The 20948-nt window shown below is 63.9% G+C and carries 12 protein-coding genes; all 12 read right to left on the bottom strand.

Annotated elements, in window-relative coordinates; all coding sequences use genetic code 11:
* Nucleotides 1-7 precede the first annotated feature (7 nt).
* Complete coding sequence (gene pbpC, locus ACZRMO_RS05740) at nt 8-2308, bottom strand: penicillin-binding protein 1C (protein ID WP_463972203.1); 2301 nt, start codon at nt 2306-2308, stop codon at nt 8-10.
* Nucleotides 2289-8087: an alpha-2-macroglobulin gene (locus ACZRMO_RS05745; RefSeq protein WP_463972204.1), complete on the bottom strand. Its 5799-nt coding sequence runs from the start codon at nt 8085-8087 to the stop codon at nt 2289-2291. Before ACZRMO_RS05745 ends, pbpC begins: the two co-directional genes overlap by 20 nt.
* A 128-nt stretch (nt 8088-8215) precedes the next feature.
* Nucleotides 8216-14227 (bottom strand): putative Ig domain-containing protein, encoded by a 6012-nt coding sequence (locus ACZRMO_RS05750; RefSeq protein ID WP_463972205.1) that lies wholly within the window; start codon nt 14225-14227, stop codon nt 8216-8218.
* A gap of 166 nt (nt 14228-14393) precedes the next feature.
* A complete protein-coding gene (locus ACZRMO_RS05755) occupies nt 14394-14903 on the bottom strand; it encodes a GNAT family N-acetyltransferase (protein WP_463972206.1) in 510 nt (169 codons plus the stop codon).
* Nucleotides 14900-15439: a phage tail protein gene (locus ACZRMO_RS05760; protein ID WP_463972207.1), complete on the bottom strand. Its 540-nt coding sequence runs from the start codon at nt 15437-15439 to the stop codon at nt 14900-14902. Before ACZRMO_RS05760 ends, ACZRMO_RS05755 begins: the two co-directional genes overlap by 4 nt.
* Before the next feature lie 26 nt (nt 15440-15465).
* The gene (locus ACZRMO_RS05765; RefSeq protein WP_463972208.1) at nt 15466-16038 is read right to left on the bottom strand and encodes a phage tail protein; all 573 of its coding nucleotides are present in this window, start codon (nt 16036-16038) and stop codon (nt 15466-15468) included.
* 37 nt (nt 16039-16075) lie between these two features.
* On the bottom strand, nt 16076-16630 hold the full coding sequence (locus ACZRMO_RS05770; protein ID WP_463972209.1) for a phage tail protein: 555 nt from the start codon (nt 16628-16630) through the stop codon (nt 16076-16078).
* A 391-nt stretch (nt 16631-17021) separates the two neighbouring features.
* Complete coding sequence (locus tag ACZRMO_RS05775) at nt 17022-17486, bottom strand: helix-turn-helix domain-containing protein (RefSeq protein WP_463972210.1); 465 nt, start codon at nt 17484-17486, stop codon at nt 17022-17024.
* Nucleotides 17487-17650: 164 nt separating this feature from the next.
* Nucleotides 17651-18583 (bottom strand): phosphatidate cytidylyltransferase, encoded by a 933-nt coding sequence (locus tag ACZRMO_RS05780; RefSeq protein ID WP_463972211.1) that lies wholly within the window; start codon nt 18581-18583, stop codon nt 17651-17653.
* Nucleotide 18584: 1 nt separating this feature from the next.
* Nucleotides 18585-19205, bottom strand: coding sequence for a lysophospholipid acyltransferase family protein (locus ACZRMO_RS05785; RefSeq protein WP_017737613.1), 621 nt, complete (start codon nt 19203-19205; stop codon nt 18585-18587).
* Between the two features lie 9 nt (nt 19206-19214).
* Nucleotides 19215-19658: a hypothetical protein gene (locus ACZRMO_RS05790; RefSeq protein WP_017737612.1), complete on the bottom strand. Its 444-nt coding sequence runs from the start codon at nt 19656-19658 to the stop codon at nt 19215-19217.
* Nucleotides 19648-20946 carry a phosphatase PAP2/dual specificity phosphatase family protein gene (locus ACZRMO_RS05795; RefSeq protein ID WP_463972212.1) on the bottom strand — a complete coding sequence of 433 codons (1299 nt, stop codon included), beginning with the start codon at nt 20944-20946 and terminating at the stop codon, nt 19648-19650. Before ACZRMO_RS05795 ends, ACZRMO_RS05790 begins: the two co-directional genes overlap by 11 nt.
* Between the last annotated feature and the right edge of the window lie 2 nt (nt 20947-20948).

The following is a 20948-nucleotide window of genomic DNA, read 5'->3' on the forward strand; positions in this document are numbered from 1 at the left end:
CGTCCGATCACGGCACAAACTCCACCCGCAACCCGCGCCCCGCACTGCGTCCCTGATCATCCGTAACCCGCAACCGATACTCCCCCGACTTGCCCGGCCGCCAGTTCAGCGTGGCTTGCGGCGGGCCCTGGCCGATCAGCGTTTGATCGGCAAACCAGTACAGCGTCGTCGCATCGCTGGCCGCGTTGGCATTCAGCGGGATGCTTTCCTGGGGTTGGGACAGGCGTAACTGATAACTCACCTGGGTCAACGGTGAACGGATTTGCGGCGCTTCGCTTTGGTCGCCGATACGGTTGGGCTGGCAGTTTTTCATCACGCTGGGCGGCGTGCGCCGGGGCAGGCCGGCGGCGCGGTACAGGCGCTGCACGTCGCTGGGCCAGAACTCGAAGACTTCTTCACGGGTGTATTGCGCCTCGAATGGCGGGCAGGCGGCTTTGCCGGTGCGCGTGTCGATCAGCACCGGGCGGTGCAGGTTGGACACGCGAATCGGTGAGACGCCGGGGATGTACCAGGTCTTGCGGGTTTGCGGGCACCAGCGGTTGGGCAATTCGCCGGACGCCGCGCAGACCTCGATGCGCACCAGCCCGGGCGGCGCCTTGTCGGGCTTGATCACCACGTTGGGCAAGGCCAGGGGCAGGGCGTCGGCGATGCGAAAGAACAGTGGCGCGGCGGTCTTGGCACCGATAAACGCCGGGTTCGGCCGACCATCGAAGTTGCCCACCCACACCACCAGCACGTAAGGGCCCACCAGCCCGGCGCTCCAGGCATCGTGGAAACCCCACGACGTGCCGGTCTTCCAAGCCGTGCGCCAATGACGACCGGGCAAGCCGTCCGGGCGAGGGTTGCGGCGCAGCATGTCGCGCACCATAAAGGCGGCTTGTGGTGTGAGCAGTTGTGCACCGGTGGCTGGCGGCTGCTCCTGTAAATAGCGCAACGGCCGCAGATGCCCATCACCGGCCAGCATTACATACAGTCGCGCCAGTTCTTCCGGGGTCATCTCGCCGCCGCCGAGGGCCAGGGCCAGGCCGTAATGGCTTTCATCGCGCAGGCCCTTGATGCCGGCGCGTTGCAGCAACCCATACAAGGACGGCGACTTCACCTGGCTGGCCAGCCACACCGCCGGGATATTGCGACTACGGATCAAGGCATCCCGTGCCGTCAGCGGGCCGACAAAACTGCCGTCGAAGTTTTCCGGCTGGAAGTAGCCGAAGTTACTGGGTAGATCCTTGAGGATGCTCATGGGGTGGATCACCCCCTGGTCCAACGCCAGCCCATACAGGAAGGGCTTGAGCGTCGAACCCGGTGAGCGCCGCGACAGCACGCCATTGACCTGGCCGTGAATGCCTGTGGATAAGTAATCCGCCGAACCCACCAGCGCCTTGACGCTCTGGTCGCGGCTGTCGATCAGGATCGCCGTGGCGTTCTCCACCCCGGTGCTGCGCCGCTCGGCGATAAAGCCTGTGATCAGCCGTTCGAGCAATTGCTGCAAGGGCAGGTTGAGGGTGCTGTTGAGCTCGTTGCCGGGCTGGGACGCCAGTAACTGTTCGCTCAAATGCGGCGCCAGAAACGGGATCTGCTGGCGGCTACGCGCCTCCAGGGGCAATTCCAGCAAACTGTCGTTACGCCGGTCTTGTGGATAAGTCTCGCGCCAATCGGCCATCAAGCGCAGCCGCGCGTTTTGCAGCGACGGCCCGAAGCGCGCACGCCGCCCCGGCTGCTGCGGGATCACCGCCAGCGCCAGCGCTTCGGACAACGACAACTGCGCCGCCGCCTTGCCAAAGTAGATACGGCTGGCGGCCTCGGCGCCTTCGATATTGCCGCCCATGGGCGCCAGGTTCAGGTAGGCCTCAAGGATATCGTGCTTGCTGTAGCGTGCTTCCAGCCACAACGCCAAGGCCATCTGTTGCAACTTGCCCGGCACTTGGCGGGTGTTCAGGTCCCACAGGCGCCGCGCCAATTGCATGCTCAAGGTCGAGCCGCCCTGGCGCTGGCCACCGCTGTAGGTGGCCATGGCCGCGCGCAGCAATGCCGGGGGATTGATCCCCGGGTGCCAGTAGAAATTGCGGTCTTCCTTGAGCAGCAAGGCTTCGACCAACGAAGGAGAAATCCGCTCTAGCGGTAGCCAAAGCCGGTATTGCCCATCATCCGCCAACGTCATGCGCAGCAGTGAGCCATCGTCGGCCAGCACTAGCCGTGACGAGGTCACGGCCTGCTCCAGCGGGGCATGGGGCCACAGCCGCAGCCCCACCAGGACCACCGCCGCTGCGAACAGCGGCAGTGTCAGGCGCTTAAGGCTTGGTAATTTCAAGCTCGCCTACTTTGCCGCGCCCTTGCAGGGTGGTTTCGTACATGCCTTCGGCGTAGGCCGGTGGCGTGTTGAACGTGCCGGCGTTGGTGGCGCGCACGCGGTACACGAACGTGCCTACATCGCGCAGTGCGGTGCCGTACAACACCACTCGATCATCTCGTACGTCCACATAGTCCGGCTGCCAATTGCTCAGCTCGGTTTCGCCGATGGGCGCTTGCCAGGCCGGTTCTTCCTGGCTGTCTTCTTCGACGTATTCGGACTCTTCACCGTCCTCGGAACTGGCGGCTTCCGGCTCCGGTGGCAAGTTATACACAGGCTCGACGCCACCCGGCAGCAAATCCACCACGGCCACTTGCTGCACCTGGTCACGGTCGGTGGCGCGCAGGCGCAAGCGCACCAGGAACTCATCGCCCACCGCGACTTTGCTCACCGGCTCGCCCTTGAGGTCGAGGTATTCGTGGAAGATTTCCAGGCCATTGCTGATCGGCTTGAGCTTGGCGCCCTTGTCGAAACCGGCCTCGCTGAGCATGTAAAAGGCGGCTGGGCCGTCGGATTTTTCCATGACCAGTTTTTGCGTGGTTCCCGGCACCGCAGCACGCGGCGGCTGGCCGGCCATCTCCAGCAATTGCTGCTGCTTGTCGCCCAACCAGGCGGTGGCCTTCAGCGTCATATCGCTTTGCGCCCGCTGGCCATAGTTGTCCAGGGCGCGCAGCAACAGCGCCGCCGACAGCGAGTTGTAGCGCTGCTCGTTGAGACGCTTGCCGAGTTTATCCAGCAGCGCCACGGGCACATCATCGAGCAACTCGGGGAAGTGGCGCGCCAGCAGGTGCAGGTGTTCGGCATCGTGCACCAGCGGGTCGTAATACAGGCCGTCGCTGCTCCACTTATCCACAAGGGAACGCCATGGAATCTTGCGGAACAAGGCGTCGGCCTGGCGATCTTGCTTGAGCAACTTGTAGCTTGCGGCTAAATAGGCGGCGCCCAGGTCGTTCTGCCAACTGTCCTTGAAGTAGCTCTCGTAGCGCTCGCGGATATCGCTCAAGGCCCCGCTCACCAGAATCCCCTGACGGCTCAGCAGGTAACTGGCGTAGGCGCGATTGCGCAATTCCGACAGGCCTTCGCTAGGACCGTTGGCCAGGTCTGTCAGATACGCGTTCGAGCGCACCAGCAGGTCTTCCGGCACCGGCAGCCCGCGCTCCTTGGCTTCGATCAGGAAGTCGGTGGCGTACAGGCTGGCGTACGGCGCCACGTCCGGGTTGGCCGCCCACAAACCAAAGCCGCCGGCCTGGTTCTGGCGTTGACGCAACATGCGCACGGCACCGTTGAAGGCTTGCTCGGCTTCCGGCGCGTTGCCACCCCAGATCAATGCGGGCATGGCCTTGGACACCAATTGCTCGGTGCAGGCGTAGCCGTAGTCATCCAGGTAGTGCTTGAGGCCGTTGGCCCACACCAGCGGCGAGGCCGCGACGCCCAGTTGCACGTCGCGCAATTGGCTGAACAGCTCGCGGGTTGGTTTCAACTCTTTGCTGGCGCTGTCGAAGCGGCCCAGGCTCAGGGCCACACGGTGCTCGCTCAGTGGGCGGATCGACGTGGTCTCAGCCACCTGGATGCGCTTGCCATCCGGCAACACCGCGACAAAGCGCAGGTCTGCCGAACCGAGGGTGTCGCCAACCTTGATCTTGAACTCGGCGGTGCCTTCCTTGCGCGGTTGCAGGGACAGGGTGCTGTCCTTGTCGCCCTGCACCTTGAGGCCGTCGCTGGTCTGCACTTCAAACTTCACGTCCGCCGCCGCATCCAGGTTGCTGAACACCCCGGCACTGACGTTGAACACATCCCCCGGCGCGACAAAGGCCGGCACGTTTGGTGTGATCACAATTGGGCCACGCACGTCGGTGGTGGCTTCGCTGACGCCCACACTGTCGCTGTCCACCGCCACCGCAAACAGGTGCAGCTTGCCGTTGAAGCTGTCCGGTACCTGGTAATGCAGCACGGTTTCACCGGCCGGCAAATCCACCAAGCCGGACCACCACGCCACAGGCGGCTGATGTTTACGCTTGAACGGGTTCAGGTGGTTGGCCAGGGCGCCTTCCGTATCGCCACCGGGCGCTGCTCCACTGAGCAAGCGGCTGAATTCCGGCAGGATCAGGTCAAGGATCTGACTGGTGCCGACTTCCAATGCGCGTTTCTGGAAGAAGAAGCCCAGCGGGTCCGGCGTCTGGTAGCGCGCCACTTGCAGGATGCCTTCGTCAACCGCGTAAACCACCGCGCGGCCTGGCCGGTCGGCGTTGACCTTGATGTCGAGCAGTTGCCCGGGCTCGATCTTCGCCGGGCCTTCGACCTTCAGCGCCATGCGCCGTGCATCCAGGTTGATGCTGAATGGCACCACGCCGTAGGACAGCGGGCTCATATACACCTCGGCCGAACCCATATCCCGCACAAACTGCACGTTGACGTAGGCATTGCCTTCAAGCCCCGCAGGCACACGGATATGTTGCACGCTGTTGGTGCTGTCGGCCTTGAACCATTGCTGGGTGTAGACCTTGTCGCGCTCAATGGTGATCAAGCCGGCGCCGGTGTACGGCGCACGGATGCTGATGGCGATCTCGTCACCGCTGGCGTAGCTGCGTTTATCCAGGCGCAGTTGCAGCTCGGCGTTGCGTTCCAGGGAGCGCGAGGTGTTGCCACGCCCGGCCACGCTGTACTCGATCTGGTTGAGCAGGTTGCCGTTGGCGTCTTTCAGTTGCAGGGTGAAATCCCCCGGCGTGGAAGTGTTCAGGGCCTGCTTGGCGCCGTCTTTTGTCATCACCAGCGGTGAGGCCGGCTGGCTGATGTTCTTGATGCGCGACTCGTACTTGTAGGTGCCGTTGGACTGTTTCACCAGTACCGACACGTAGCGGTGCTCGACCACTTCGCTGGTCAGGCCGCCCACGGCTACCGGCGAAAGGTCTGGCGCGACGGCCAGCCATTGCACCTGGCGCGGCGCATCCTTGGCGACGTACGACAGCGAATCCTGACTTTTCACACCCACAAGGTAAGGTGCGGACGACACCAGCAACGCACTTTGCGCCGCCACATTGCGACCGCCCTCGGCTTCGAACACCTGGGTCATGACTTGCAAGCGATAGGTGCTGTTGGCGAAACGTTGCAGGTTGAGGTCGAGCACGGCCTGGCCGTTGTCGTCCACGGTGGTTTCGGCCAGGTCTTCGGTAGTGGCGTCTTCCAGGCCGTCGTTGAGGCGGAAGCGGTAGTCGGGGTAGCGCTCGAAGGCCGCGAGTGTTGGGCTCAGAGACATCTTTGCAGTGACTCGACGGCCAGCGGCCGGGGCGCCGAACAGGTGCATCGCGGTGACTTTGGCCACCACCTGATCCGGTGGAATCCAGCCCTGCACGGGGGTGTCATGCAAGCTCAGGCTGACCTTCATGCGGTCCGGTTCGAAGTCGCGGACCTTGAAGCTCACGCTGCCCAGGTCGGTGCGGGTCTGTTTCTGGCCAATCAACTGCAAGGTCGCGGTGTATTCCCCGGCGGGGGCGACTTCGCTGCTGGGGAAATCAAAGGTCTCAAAACCGCTGGCGGACAGCTTCAGCGGCTGGCGGATCACCTCCAGGCCGCGTGGGTCGGTGATTTGCAGCTCCACCGGCAGGCCTTGCAAGGCGCCTTGCCAGTTACCGCTGCGTACGATCATGCCCAAGTGCGCGGTTTCGCCCGGGCGGTACAGACCACGGTCGGTAAACAGGTAGGCGCTAAGGCGATCAATCGCGCCGTCCTCTTCCAGACCGCCTACGTCGAAGCGCGACAAATCCAGCTGCTGGGACTGACGGGCAATCGGCAGGAAGGATTGATCGTTGCCGCGGGTGACGACATACATCAGCGGCGTTTTCTCACGGCGCAGTTCATCCAGCTTGGCGAAATGCGCGTGGCCTTCGGCGTCGGTGCGCCCGCTGCTGACCGGCAAGCCGTTGCGGCCGATGATATCGACTTGTGCATCCGACACCGGCGAACCGTTGCCGATGGATTGCACATACACATCATGGCTGCCATCGCTGGAGCGCTTGGCGATGATGCCCAGATCCGTCACCACGATAAACCGCAGGTCGCTGGTGCTGCTGCGGTCGTACTCGAAGGTGCGCTCGACCGGCTCATCCTGCGGGCTGAGCTTGAGCACAAAGATGCCGCGCCGGCCGCCGTTGGCGGTGAGGTAGTGGCCGAGGTCGACGTTGTCGTAGACGGTTTTCGCCGGGTCATTGGAGGACAGCGGGATGTCCAGTGACTGACGCTCCACCATGCGATCGAAGTACTCGTTGCCAAAATTCGGCCGGGCAAAGCTGCCGCTGCTCTGGTCCACCAGGTGTTGCAACTGGTTGGGCAGCAGGCGGGCGATTTCCACATGGGCGCCGGGCACGCCACGGGCCATGAAGCCCAGGCGTTTTTCGCCATTGAGGCTGAGCAAGGCGCCGTCAGACAGGAACTGCAAGGTGCGCGGATACGCCGGCATGCTGATCAGCGACGCCGTAGGATTCTTCGCCAGATAGCCGCCGATGGCTTCCAGGTTGGCGGGCACGCGCACGTAGAGAGCCCGACCGGCTGGCGCCTTGAACTTGAAGGCGTGCAGGGTGTTCAGCGGTTCGACGCTGGGCACGTGGGTCAGGTTGACCTTGCTGCTGCGGGCGAGCAGGGCGTCGTCGATGTCGTTGCTGTTGTAGGGGCGCGTGTCGTCTTCGGCTTTTTCCGGCAGCAACCAGGCCTGCACCTTAGCGGCGATGGTGTCATCGGCTACGGCACTGGAGCTGCTGAACATCAGCACCGGCTCCGGCTCGCCGCGTTCGTTGTCGACAAAGCTCACTTCAGCACCGGTAAAGGTCAGGCGATAACGCCCGGGCACGGTGACTTCGGCCACCAGCGGCGCAGTGCTGGCGTTGCCGCCGTCGCGGGCCTTGAGGCCTTCGTCGAGCTTGGCGCTGACCGGGGTGCTTTCCAGCGGGGTGGCCAGGGCGGCGGAGCGCACGTAGGCGTTGAGTTTTTTCTCGTCGAAGGTGATTTCCGGGCGGTTGGGCAACTGGGCGTCGCGGTAGGTCAGGCCTTTGCCGAGGGTAACCGTCACGCGTTTGCGCAGGCTGTCTTCATCCACCGGGTGGGAAAAATGGAAGGTTGCCACCAGCTGTTTCAGCGTCGGGTTGGACGGGTCTTGATACAGCTCGTTTTGCGCCAGGGTGGCGCGGAACGGTTGGGTGGAGAACTGAGCGCTGTATTGGTCGAGCAATACGCCGTCGGCCAACAGGTTTTTCTTCGCCAGGTCCAGGGTGTAACCGGCGTCGATGGGCCAGTCTTTTTCCGGCACGAACAGCAATGTGCGGTCATCGGACCAGCGCCACGTGCCCGCTACGCTCGGTTTGAGCGTGATACCTGCGTTCACCGGCTTGCCAATCGCCGCCAGCGGAGCCACGGACTCGGCGAACCGCACCTGCACGTTATCCACAACCGGCGTTGGCTGGGTGTAGTCGGTGAGATTGGGCTTGTGCAGCGAATAACTCACGGTGTGCGGCTTGGGCAGATGGGAGTACCACTGCCAGCCATAGAAACCGGCGGCGCCCAGCAGCAGCACACCCAACACGCCGGCCCCAGCCTGGCGCGGATAGGCGCGCGCCTTGTGGCCGAGCGCCAGCACGCCATCGCCGATGGCACGCAGCCAGAACGGCGGACGCCATTGGCCGAACAGGGCACCCACCACCGTCGCTAATGCACCGAATAAACGGCGGCAGATCGTTTTGAACGAGTCGAACATGGTGAGCATCCCTGGCTAAGTGCGGCGTATCTTACAGCGTCTTTGATACAAAAGATGACGCCGATACGCCGCACATCAGGGCGCAGGTCGGGAAAAGGACGGCGCCAGGGCAGGCGCCGTCGATCGCCTTAAAACTTGCCGTTTACGCCAATACGGAACGAATCGTTGCGCTCGTCGCTGCCCAAGGCTGTTTTGTACGAGAAACCCATCTGCCAGGCGCGCCCGAGGTTGAAGTCCAGGCCCAGGTCGAGGTTGGCAAAGTCGCTGTCCAGCGGGTCGGGCTTGAGCCGGTAGAGCAGGCCGTCCTCGCCCTGGTCGGTGTAGCGCATCTTGTAATCGCTGCTGCCGCTGAAGTTGTGGCCCCAGGCCAGGCCGATCTTGGGTGTCATCACGCCGAGGCGGGTCGCCACGTCATAACCCGTACGCAGGCCGAGGAATGAGGTGACGTTCTGTTGGCGCTGCTCCTCGTAGGACAACCCATAGATGCCGCCGCCCCGTTCGCGGAAGGCGTCCAGGCGTGTAGTACTGGCGTTCAAACGACCGTAAGGCGTGAGCGACAGCGGGCCTTGGCGGTACTCGTAGCTGGCGGTCAGCGAGGCGAACAACTGGTCGGCATCCCGCGAGCCACGTGCGTAGTCGTCGTTGCTGCCGGTGATGTAGCGCCGCGAATCGAAGCTGATGCGGTTGTAACCGAGCAAGCCATCGACGAACACTTTGGGTGCCAGGTTCAGGCTCAGGTACGTGGCGATGCCGAGGGCGTCGCCGTCGCTGCGGGTCTTGTTGTTGCCGATATCGCTGCGGTCGTTGCCGTAACCGAAGCCGATACCGGCGATGGCGGTCGGCGACAGGCGGTAATCCACCCCGGCACTCAGGCCCATGGTGGTGAAGCTGTTGTCGCGCGCGCCACGGGCGTGGGTGGAACCGTTGTTGATAAAACCGTCGCTCCAGTAGGCAATGTCGTCTTGTTTACAGCCTTCTTCGACCTCGGCGGCGGTCTTTCTTTTTTCCTCGTCGGTGCTGTTGGCCGAGCCGCCCAGGTGCTGGGTCACGGCGCTGGCGACTTCCTGCAAGGGCACGTCCTTGCCGTCTTTCTTCACGCTGGCATTGAAGGAATTGCGGTTGCAGGACACTTGGTGCAACTGCTCCAGGCGACGGTTGAAGTTGTCCATCTGCGTGCTGGCAAAGCGTTCGGCGGCGCGGGTCTGGGCGTTGAGCAGGCCGATTACGTCCGCATCCTTGGTCGGGTCGGGGCGGGCCGCGATGATAAAGCTCACCGAACTGGTTGCGATGGAGCCACTGCCGTTCTCCAGGCTGAAGCTGACAATCGCGGTGCCGGCAAAGGCCGCCGACGGTACGAAACGCATGGAGAACGCGCCGACTCGTGTCGCGCGGCCGGCCGACGCCGGGGTGACGGTGCCCACGGTCGCCTGGGTGAACGGGCCGCCGCTGGCGCCTTGCGTCAGGTCGACAGTTGCCGATTGCCCGGCTGCGAGGATTTGGCTGGAGGGCGCTACGTTGATCGGCATGGCAGCGATGTTGAATGTGTAGGCCTGGAAACCGGTGGCGCCATTGGTGTCGGTCACCGTGATGGTCACGTTCGCCGCCTGGGTATTGGTGGGCGTACCGCTGAGCACACCGCTGCTGGCGTTCAGGTTCATGCCGGGCGGCAGACTGCCGCTGCTGACGCTGTAGGTGTAAGGCGCGGTGCCGCCCGCAGCGCTGAGGGTGGTGCTATAGGGAGTACCCGCCATGCCGGCGCCCAGCGACGCCGGGGTTACCAGCAAGGTCGGCGCGGTGACGGCCAGGGTGACGGTGGCCGGGCTGGACGTGCCGCTGCTGTTGGTGGCGGTGTAGGTGAAGCTGTCTGCACCGGAATACCCCGCCGTCGGGGTATAGGTGATGCCGGTACCGCTGGCCGTAGCGGTGCCATGGCTCGGCGCGCTGGCGACGGCAACGCTGGTGGCCGCACCGCCGCTGAGGTTGAGGGTGATCGCATTGGCACCGCTGTTGGCGGCGACGGTGGCACTGTTCGCCCCGGCGATGGGCGCGGCGACGTTGACGGCCCCGGAGTAGGCGCGTGAACCGGTGGCGCCGTTGGCGTCGGTGACGGTCACGGTGAAGTTGTATGGGCCGGCCGCAGTAGGAGTGCCGCTCAGGGTGCCGGTGGATGAGTTCAGAGTGACGCCCGCTGGCGTTGCGCCGCTACTGATGCTGTAGCTGTAGGGCGCGGTGCCGCCGCTGGCACTGAGGGTGGTGGTGAAGGTGACGTTTGCCGTGGCAGCCCCCAACCCCGTCGGCATGATGCCGAGGGTTGGTGCGCTGATCGTGATGGCCACGGGGGCCGGGCTGGACGTGCCGCTGCTGTTGGTGGCGGTGTAGGTGAAGCTGTCCGCACCGGAATACCCCGCCGTCGGGGTGTAGGTGATGCTGGTGCCGCTGGCCGTGGCGGTGCCATGGCTCGGCGCGCTGGCGACGGCGACGCTGGTGGCTGCGCCGCCGCTGAGGTTAAGGGTGATCGCGTTGGCGCTGCTGTTGGCGGCGACGCTGGCGCTGAGCGCCCCGGCGATGGGCGCGGCGATGTTGACGGCCCCGGAGTAGGCGCGTGAACCGGTGGCGCCGTTGGCGTCGGTGACGGTCACGGTGAAGTTGTACGGGCCGGCAGCCGTGGGGGTGCCGCTGAGGGTGCCGGTCGCAGTGTTCAGGGCCATGCCCGTTGGCACGCTGCCGCCGGTGATGCTGTAGATATAGGGCGCGGTGCCGTTGCTCGCACTCAAGGTGGTGCTGAAGGCGACGCTTGCCGTGGTAGCGCTCAAGACCGTCGGGCTGATACCGATGGTCGGTGCACTGATCGTGACGGCTACGGCCGCTGGGCTGGACGTGCCGCTGCTGTTGGTGGCGGTGTAGGTGAAGCTGTCCGCTCCGGAATACCCCGCCGTCGGGGTATAGGTGATGCCGGTACCGCTGGCCGTGGCGGTGCCATGGCTCGGCGCACTGGCGACGGCAACGCTGGTGGCCGCACCGCCGCTAAGGTTGAGGGTGATCGGGTTGGCGCTGCTGTTAGCGGCGACGCTGGCGCTGAGCGCCCCGGCGATGGGCGCGGCGACGTTGACGGCCCCGGAGTAGGCGCGTGAACCGGTGGCGCCGTTGGCGTCGGTGACGGTCACGGTGAAGGTGTACGGGCCGGCAGCAGTGGGGGTGCCGCTCAGGGTGCCGGTGGATGAGTTCAGAGTGACGCCCGCTGGCGTTGCGCCGCTACTGATGCTGTAGCTGTAGGGCGCGGTGCCGCCGCTGGCACTGAGGGTGGTGGTGAAGGCGACGTTAGCCGTGGCAGTCCCCAGCCCCGTCGGCGTGATACCTAGGGTTGGTGCACTGATCGTGATGGTCACGGCCGCCGGGCTGGACGTGCCGCTGCTGTTGGTAGCGGTGTAGGTAAAGCTGTCCGCACCGGAATATCCCGCCGTCGGGGTGTAAGTGATGCTGGTGCCGCTGGCCGTGGCGGTGCCATGGCTTGGCGCGCTGGCGACGGCGACGCTGGTGGCTGCGCCGCCGCTGAGGTTTAGGGTGATCGGGTTGGCGCTGCTGTTGGCAGCGACGGTGGCACTGAGTGTTCCCGCGATGGGCAGTGGCGCCTGGATTACCCCGGAGTAGCTGCGCGAACCGCTGGCGCCGTTGGCGTCGGTGACGGTCACGGTGAAGTTGTAAGGGCCGACGACGAGGGGCGTGCCGCTGAGGGTGCCGGTCGCTGTGTTCAAGCTAATGCCCGATGGGAGGCTACCGCTGCTGATGGCATAGCTGTAGGGCGCGGTGCCGCCGCTGGCACTGACGGTGGTATTGAAGGCGACGCTTGGCGTGGCAGCAGGCAACACCGTCGGGCTGATGCCGATGGTCGGTGCACTGATCGTGACGGCCACCGTGGCCGGGCTGGATGTGCCGCTGCTGTTGGTGGCGGTGTAGGTAAAGCTGTCTGCACCGGAATACCCCGCCGTCGGGGTGTAAGCGATGCTGGTACCGCTGGCCGTGGCGGTGCCATGGCTCGGCGCGCTGGTGACCGCGACGCTGGTGGTCGCGCCGCCGCTGAGGTTGAGAGTGATCGGGTTGGCGCTGCTGTTGGCGGCAACCGTGGCACTGACCGCCCCGGCGACGGGAGGCAGCGCGTTGATCGTGAAGCTATAGGCCCGCGCCGCTGTCGAGACGGGGGTGCCAGAGTCGGTAGCCGTCACTGTGAAGTTGAAATTGCCGCTGACAGTGGGGGTGCCGCTGAGAGCGCCGGCAGGACTCAGGCTCAAGCCAGCGGGCAGGCTGCCGCTGGAGATGGCGTAGGTATAGGGCGCGAGACTGCCGCTGGCGCTGATGGCCTGGCTATAAGCGGTGCCTATCGTACCGTTGGGCAAAGAGAGCGGGCTGATGCTGATGGTTGGCGACGCCACGGTAACGCTCACAGTGGCCGGGATGGACGTGCCGCTGGCGTTGGTGGCGGTGTAGGTAAAGCTGTCCGTGCCGAAATACCCTGCCGTCGGGGTGTAGGTGATGCTGGTACCGCTGGCCGTGGCGGTGCCATGGCCAGCCGCGCTGGCGACGGCAACGCTGGTGGTCGCGCCGCCGCTGAGGTTGAGAGTGATCGGGTTGGCGCTGCTGTTGGCGGCAACCGTGGTACTGACCGCCCCGGCGTTAGGCGGCGCTACCTGGACTGTCCAGGCATAGGCGCGGGAACCCGTTGCACTGTTGGCGTCGGTGGCGGTTACGGTGAAGGTATACAGGCCGCCTGCGCTCGGGATGCCGCTGAGGGCGCCGGTCGCTGGGTTCAGGCTTATGCCGGAGGGGAGGCTGCCGTTGGTAATGCTATAGGCATAGGGCGCGGTGCCGCTGCTCGCACTGAGGGTTGTCGCGTAGACGGTGTTTGCCGTGCCATTGCTTAAGCTCGCCGGGCTGATGCCAAGGATCGGTCGGCTGATCGTGAGGGTCACGGTGGCCGGGCTGGACGTGCCGCTGCCGTTGGTGGCGGTGTAGGTGAAGCTGTCCGTGCCGGAATACCCCGCCGTCGGGGTGTAGGTGATGCTGGTACCGCTGGCCGTGGCGGTGCCATGGCCAGCCGCGCTGGCGACGGCGACGCTGGTGGCCGCGCCGCCGCTGAGGTTGAGGGTGATCGGGTTGGCGCTGCTATTGGCAGCAACCGTGGCACTGACCGCCCCGGCGATGGGCGCGCCCGGGATCACGGTCACGCTGTAGGCGCGTGATCCGGATACGCTGTTGGCGTCGGTGGCGGTCACGGTGAAGTTGTACGTGCCAGCCACGGTCGGGGTGCCACTGAAGGTGCCGCCATTGCTCAGGCTCAAGCCTGTGGGCAGGGCGCCGCCGGTGATGGCAAAGGTATAAGGCGCGGCACCGCCGCTGGCAGTGATCGTCTGGGTGCTATACGCGGTGTTCTGCGAGCCGTTGGGCAGCGTGGTCGGGCCGACGATGACGGTGGGTGTGGCGTAGGTGTAGCCATTGGTGAGGGTCGCCGTACCGCCGGATGTGGTCACTACCACATTCACCGCGCCCGCAGCGTGGGCCGGCGTGGTGGCCGTAATAGAGGTGCCGCTGTTGAAGGTAAAACCCGAGGCCGACGTGCCGCCAAAGCTGACGCCGGTGACGCCGGTCAGGTTGGTGCCGGTCAAGGTGACCGAGGTGCCGCCGCTGGTGCTGCCGGTGTTTGGCGTAACCGACGTCAGGGTGGGGACTCCAGCACCGGTGACCACCAAGGTGTAGAACGCAGCACCCGCTTGGTTGGTGTTGTCATTGATGGACACGGCGAAGGTGTAGTTCCCCGCAGTGGTAGGCGCGCCATGCAACAGCGTGCTGGCGCTGCCGGTCGATTTATCGAGCACCAGGCCGGGCGGCAGGCAGCCGGTTTCACCCGCATAATCCGGGTCACTGGCGTCGCACTCGACCCAGTCGTTCAGCGGAAGCGCGCCCCCGGTCGAGGTAATAGTGATGCTCATGTTCTGGCCCACCGCAACGGTGGGCAGGGTGCTGCCAGGCGCCGGGCTCACGATCGTCGGTGCGGCCAACGCCTGCGCGGCCAGGGTCATCAGCAACAGGAAGGCTGCGGCCAGTCTGTGTGCCAGCCGGGCACCACGGTGGGTGAGCATTTTTATCATTCTGAGGCTTCCTGCCGTACGCCCCGTCTGGGGTGCGTGTCCAGCTCAAGTGTCGAAAAATGGCCGATGGACACAGGCAGGGGCGCGCAGGTATGCGGCGTGCTGTGAGAAATCGTTTGCCATCACAGTCAGTAAACAATCAAGCGTCAGTGTCGGTGCTGCCTGGCTACTCCGGGGATGGGCGCGCGGGCCGGCGCATCTGGGTGTGAATGCCGCTTTCACCACAGGCTTGAAAGCCGAGCCGGTGGTACAGGCGGCGGGCCGGGTTGCCTTGCTCGACGCTCAGGTCGCAGGGCTGACCCGCCGCATCGGCCTGGGCCAGCACGGTCTGCAGCCACTGCGTACCGATGCCCTGGCCGCGCCAACCCGGGAGCAGGGCGATATCCACCACACGCACCGCCTCGGCGTCACGGTGTATACACAGCCGCCCGATCGGGGTGCCGGCCTGCTCGATGATCAGGAAGTCCGCCGCCGCGTAGTGCTTTGCATAGTGCTGACGCTGCAACTGCGCCTGGGCGTGCAGGAATGCGCGACGCTGGGTGTCGTCCCAGCCCGGAACCTGGCTGACTTCGGCCCAGCGCCGGGCGACGAACAGGTCCTGCAGGAAGACCAGGTCGTCGCTTGTCTGCGTGCGCAGCTCCGTGCAACTGCCCAGGAGGTTGGCGGTCTGCATCATGATGGCTTCACGGGGTACTCGCCATTGAGGCAGATGCAGTAGCTCAAGGTCAGGAACGGTTGCAGGGTACTGCGCTGTGGATTGGTGCCGGGGGGAAGCTGCCCGGCGGGCGTTAGTGTGCCGGTGGGCAGGGTCGGGCCGCCGGCAAGCGGTGCGGTGTTGTTGTAGATGCGCACGTTGCGCGGTTGGGCCAGATAAGCGCTGCTATCGGGCACATCCAGGGCCGCCGAGGCTTCAGTGCCATCCTTCACCTGCACCGCGTGGGTGTGGGCGGCAAAGTTGGCCGGCGTCAGCGTGACTTGATCAGCCCCCACGGGGATGCCAATGGTTCGCTGGGGGCCGGCGCCCATGGCCGCGCGCCCATTGAGGTTGGGCAGTTTGAACGTTTGCCCGGACGTACCGCCGTAGGTGTAGGCGAGTATCGAGAACAGCGCCGGGTACTGCTGAATCGACAAGGACGAGCCATCGCAATAGGCCCAATCCTGAGGCGCGTAGTTGAACGGGAACAGGCGGATTTCGCCGGTGAAAGCATCCATGATGGGGCGCTCCTGAGCAGAAAAGGTTACGGCCGCATCGGGTAGATACCCGTCAGGCAGATGATGTAATTGATGGTCAAGGAACCCATCAGGTTGCTGTGCGGTGCGCCCACGGGAGTGCCAGGCGTGGGGTCGAGAAAGTTCGGATGCAGCCCGACCGGGGCCGATGTGCCGGTACCCGCGCTGTACAGACCCTTGACGATGGTGACGGGCTCGAATTGGCCGAACGTCTGGCTGTTGGGCGCCGCCGGTGCGGCAGGCACGGGCGTCGCCGATGTAGCAACGATGTTGTTGACCACAAAGCCGTGGCTGTGGGCAGGGGTGTTTGCCGCCATCAGGGAGACCGCTTCGGCCCCTGTGGTCGTGGCTATCACCCGCGGCGTCAGGCCGGGCCCGGTGCCTTGGCCGATGGGCAGGCGACCGCGATAGTCGGGCAGGCCAAAGTTGCTCACTCCGTTGCCGCCGTAGAGGGTGCCGAGTATCGAGAACAAGCTCTGGTAGGCATTGACGGGCAGCAGCGTGCCATCGCAAATCGCCCAGTTTTCTGGCGCGTAGTTGCCGGCAAACATACGGATTTCTCCGAGGTAAGCTTCAGACATATCAGTTTCCTTACGTGCGAGTCTGTAGAGGGTGCGGCTACTGGCGTGGTGGGTAGATGCCAATCGTGGCGATGCAGAAACAGCCGACAATCGAGGGCTGCATATTTGCCACCGGCGTGCCGGGTGTAGGCACCACCGTCGCACTGTTCAACGTCACCTGAGCAGTCGTCGAGGCTGTCACGTAAACCGGCTTGGATAGCTCGCCCTTGGAGTTCGCAGTGACGGCTGGGATGCCGCCCGCAGGCGTGGCGAGATTCGCAGGGCTGGCGGACACATGCGTGCCGTGGGTATGGGGGGCGAGGGCGTTGATGCCGAGCGTTACTGTCTCAGTGCCGCCTGCAGAACCCAGGGCGCGGACGCCGATGATTGGGGCTGGCGCGACAGAGGGGACGAAATTCTGGCCCAGCGCCGCGCGGCCGCGCAGGTCTGGTATGCCGAAGGTGGTGCTGCCATTGCCGCCGTAGCGATTGCCCAGCAGCGAGGCCAAGGCAACATAAGTGTTTAAGGGCAGCACCTGGCCTTCGCAGGGCAGCCAACCAGTAGGCGCCCAGCCCCAGGGGAACAGGCGGATTTCGCCAAGAAACGGGTCCATAGTTTTCATCCTTGAAAAATAATAGGCGCCGACAACCTGCTCTTCCTACATGCAGTAAACGGCGTGTATATCCACAATAAACGGATGTGAATTTAATACGCAAATATTATTTTTTGACGGTGTAGAACTTATGCGTCAAGGCGTTGTCGCGTGCTGGCGTTGGGGAAATCAACTGCGCACAAAAGCCAATAAGGGGCCGTAGTCATTGGCATCTGCGGCGCGGAGCGCTTGGATATAGCGCTGGCGTATTTCACTCACGGCCACCAGGTTACCGCGCCCCCAGGAAAACTGCGCGAGGCCAGATTGCCTTAGCAGGCAGTCGGTCATCAGGCGGGCGTGCCGGCCATTTCATCCGGGTCCAGGGACGTCTGGCCTGGCTTGAGTACCAGTTCTATCGCCATAAGCGCGTCCATGAGCCATCGAGCAGTTCTTTGCGGCGTTCATCAATTTGGCGCTGGATGAAAGCGTCCGATGGGCGTTGATCCTCAAGACTCATGGAGTGCGCCACGCCCAGAACTTCTTGTTTTGCCAATAATTCTGCGCGGTCTTCGATCATTTCGTGCAGGGGCTTCTTGGGCACAAGGCCATAGACGAGTTCACAGTCCAGCGCTGCGGCGAGTTTTCTGAGTTGCGCGAGTGAAATCCGATCCTCGGCTTCGGAGCGCTCGGACTTGGTCAAGGTCACTGACGATATGCCGGCGATTTCGGCCTGTGCGCGCAACGAGCGGCCAAGCGACTCCCGGATCGATCGCAGCCAGCCGCCGGGCGGAACTGAAGCGCCTTTGACGGTGGTGAAAGGTTCAATGGCGCGTTCCACTTGAGAGAGGCGCAGCTTATGTAGGTGAGAAGTGCCCACGGCGGATTACCTTTTGAAAGCCTATAGGCTTTCAGTATTGCAATAAATGTAAGCCTATAGGTATACAAATAATTTAAAAAATAAGCCTATAGGCAAACAAGATATCTAGTTTTGTTTGCTTATAGGCTTTCAGATTGATTCAGTTTGTTAATTCGAAACGGGACTCAGGTCCACCAGTACCGCACCAGATGAAAGAAAATCGGCGCCGCAAAACACACCGAGTCCAGGCGATCCAGCATCCCGCCATGCCCTTCGATCATATGCCCCCAATCCTTCACACCCCGGTCGCGCTTGATCGCCGACATCACGATGCCGCCAGCAAACCCCAGCAGGTTGATCAACAGCGCGATCAAGAACGACTGCCACGGGTTGAACGGTGTGGTCCACCAGAGTGCCGCGCCGATCAGGGATGACAGCAGAATCCCGCCGATAAAACCTTCCACTGTTTTGGACGGCGACAGGTTGGGCGCGATCTTGTGCTTGCCGAACAACTTCCCACAGACGTACTGGAGTACGTCCGACAGTTGCACCACGATCACCAGGTAGGCAATCAGCAGCAGGTTGCGGCCTTCGTAGCCGGGGATGTCGAGGGTCAGCAAGGCCGGTACGAAGGACACGCAGAACACTGCGATCATCAGGCCCCATTGCACCTTCGAGGCACGCTCCAGGAAGTGCGTACTGTCGCCGCCCAGGGACGCGAGGATCGGCAGCAGCAGGAACACGTACACCGGGATAAAGATCGAGAACAGCCCGTACCAGTCGGCGAAGATCAGCAGGTACTGCAACGGCAGCGCCAGGTAGAACGCCGCCACCAGCGCCGGGTAGTCGCTGCGACGGGTGGGGGTAAGGGTAAGGAATTCGCGCAGGGCGTAGAACGACACCGCGTAGAACAGCAGGATCACCGCGCCCGTGCCGAGCCAGAAGGCGATGCCGATGACCACCACCATCACCCACCAGGCGTTGATGCGCGCGTTGAGGTTGTCGATCACCGCGTTGGGCGTGCCACGGGTGCGCAGTTTGAGGATCAGGCCGATCAGCGAGGCGAGCACCAGGATCGCGCCGATGCCGCCGAACAGCATTATGGTCTGGCTGTGCATATCAGGAATGCTCCGGGGCGAGGGCGAGCAGGGCGTCGCGGGTACGGGCGAGGAAGGCGCTCTTGTCTTCGCCTTCTTCCAGGTGCAACGGCGCGCCGAAGCTGGTGGTGCATAACAAAGGCAGCGGCAAGACACGGCCCTTGGGCATGACCCGGTTGAGGTTGGCTATCCACACGGGCACCAGTTCGGCCTGTGGGTAACTTTTTGCCAGGTGGTAAAGGCCGCTTTTGAACGGCAGCAGGCCGTCTTCCAGGTTGCGCGTGCCTTCGGGAAACAGGATCAGCGAGTCGCCGCCTTCCAGCGCGGCCAGCATGGGCTGCAAAGGGTTATCCACAGGGTCTTTGCGCTCACGGTCGATCAGCACGCCGTTGAACACGCGGTTGATGATGTAGCGGCGCAGGGCGCTCTTGCTCCAGTAATCGCTGCCGGCCACCGGGCGTGTGAATTTGCGCAGGTTTTGCGGCAACGAGGCCCACAGCAGCACGAAGTCGCCGTGGCTGCTGTGGTTGGCGAAGTAGATGCGTTGCACCGGCACCGGCGCGCAGCCGAGCCAAAGGCTGCGGGCGCCGGTGACGGTGCGGGCCATGGAGGTAATCAGCGTGGCGACCACGGGTTCGAACATGGGGATTCCTTATCCGGCGAAAGGCAGCCAAGGGCTGGCGAGGATCACGCTGAGGGTCAGCAGCGCTTGCGCCCCCAGCAGCCAGGCTTGTTTGCGCAGCAGTTTGAGGGCGCCGCGACGGCGTTCGGTCCACGGCCGGCCGGCGCGCTTGGGCGATTGCAGGCCAAGGGTTTGCAGGGCCTGGTCGAGGTCGGCGGTGCGTTCGGTGTCGCGGGCGAGCAGGGCGAACAGATCGGCATCGAAGGCCACGCGCAGCGCCCAGTACTTTTGCAGCAGGCCGAGGATAATCATCCACAGGCTGAGCAGCAGGCAGATCGGCGTAATACTGGCCATCAACAGTTGGGCCAGGCCGAACAGGACGCCGAGCAGGGTCAGGCCTGTGGATAACTGATCCAGCGAACGGCCACGGCGCAGCAGGCTGGCGACGACCTGGAGTTCCATATCAGCGGGCATGGGGCAAACCCTCCAAAGCTTCACGGTGAGCGGGGTGCAGGACCACATCGGCCCGCGCTGTACGAATAATAGTCAGCGCCTCCTCAACCGTCGCGACACGCCCGCTGTGCAGCAGCCACGCGGCCACGGCGGTGGCGCTGCGCGAATAACCGAGGGCGCAGCACACCAGCAGCGGGCCGCTGGCGCGCAGGCGCTCGATGGCTTGTGCGGCGTGCAGGCATTCGGCGGGCGTCGGCGCGATCAGGTCCAGCACGGGGATGGATTGATAGGCGCGGCCCTGTGGATCAATCGGCAATTCGGCGCAGAGATCGACGATGGCCTTGAAGGGCTCTTGCTCACGTGTCTTAGGAATACGCCCGAGCCAGACGTTATCCACAATCAGGTCGGGTTGTGGGTGTTTGCGTGTCCACAGGCGTGAATTGATCCACGCCGCCGCCAGATACGGCGCATACAGCCAGCGTGCGGCAGGCGTCAGTTGGCCATCGGCGCGCTTCTGGAAACCCGCAGCGCCCAGCACAAAGTAGTTCGCCTTGATCAAGGCCAGGGAAACCGCCGGCCACAGTAGCCACAGCCAGGCGCCGCCCATGACAAACGCCAAGACCGCCAAGACCAACGCCCCCAGGCCGTAGCGCACGCCCAGCCGCCAGCGTTTTCGGTCCCGCGTGAGTGAGGCATTCAGCAGCGGGCTGGGATGCTCCACCGGCCATAACCACACACAAATCCACCCTGCAAGGGCGCCTGTGGGTAAGTCGATAAAGTGATGTTGATAAGTGGTCAGCACCGAAATACCGATCAAGGCGAACCAGCCATGCACCAGCCAACGCCACACACCCTGGGTATGACGCTGGTACATGACCCACAGAATCACCAGCAGGGCGATATGCAGCGACGGTGCCTGGTTGAAGGGTTTGTCGAAGCCGGCCAGCACGGCAAACAGCCAGCCGAACACACCATCCAGCTCCGGCCGCTCGAAGGTGAAGCGCAGCGGCCAGATCAGGAAGCAGCTCACGGCAATAAGCTGCGCAGAGAGCAGCCGCAACGCGTGCTGCTTCAACTCATGCCGGGTGTTGGGCAGCAGCAGGGAGAACCCGTAGAGCAAGTCGATGGACCAGTAGGGCACGATGGTCCACGCCCAAAACGGCATATGGGTTTCCCAGCCGAACACCAGCGTGCCGACGTCGCTGCGCTGGCTGGTGACCCAGGTGGCAAAGCCGTAGGTGCTGAAAAACAGCGGTGCCAACAGCAGCAGCCAAAGGACGGCAGGTTTCAATAAACCGGGTTCGCGCATGC

The organism is Pseudomonas sp. B611, assembly GCF_055407965.1.

Bases quoted from the DNA above. Each gene is read 5' to 3' on its own strand.
- ACZRMO_RS05745 (WP_463972204.1), bottom strand. From the start codon at position 8,087: ATGTTCGACTCGTTCAAAACGATCTGCCGCCGTTTATTCGGTGCATTA.
- ACZRMO_RS05785 (WP_017737613.1), bottom strand. From the start codon at position 19,205: ATGTTCGAACCCGTGGTCGCCACGCTGATTACCTCCATGGCCCGCACC.
- ACZRMO_RS05790 (WP_017737612.1), bottom strand. From the start codon at position 19,658: ATGCCCGCTGATATGGAACTCCAGGTCGTCGCCAGCCTGCTGCGCCGT.
- ACZRMO_RS05795 (WP_463972212.1), bottom strand. From the start codon at position 20,946: ATGCGCGAACCCGGTTTATTGAAACCTGCCGTCCTTTGGCTGCTGCTG.
- ACZRMO_RS05760 (WP_463972207.1), bottom strand. From the start codon at position 15,439: ATGGATGCTTTCACCGGCGAAATCCGCCTGTTCCCGTTCAACTACGCG.
- ACZRMO_RS05770 (WP_463972209.1), bottom strand. From the start codon at position 16,630: ATGGACCCGTTTCTTGGCGAAATCCGCCTGTTCCCCTGGGGCTGGGCG.
- ACZRMO_RS05780 (WP_463972211.1), bottom strand. From the start codon at position 18,583: ATGCACAGCCAGACCATAATGCTGTTCGGCGGCATCGGCGCGATCCTG.
- ACZRMO_RS05755 (WP_463972206.1), bottom strand. From the start codon at position 14,903: ATGATGCAGACCGCCAACCTCCTGGGCAGTTGCACGGAGCTGCGCACG.
- ACZRMO_RS05750 (WP_463972205.1), bottom strand. From the start codon at position 14,227: ATGATAAAAATGCTCACCCACCGTGGTGCCCGGCTGGCACACAGACTG.
- ACZRMO_RS05765 (WP_463972208.1), bottom strand. From the start codon at position 16,038: ATGTCTGAAGCTTACCTCGGAGAAATCCGTATGTTTGCCGGCAACTAC.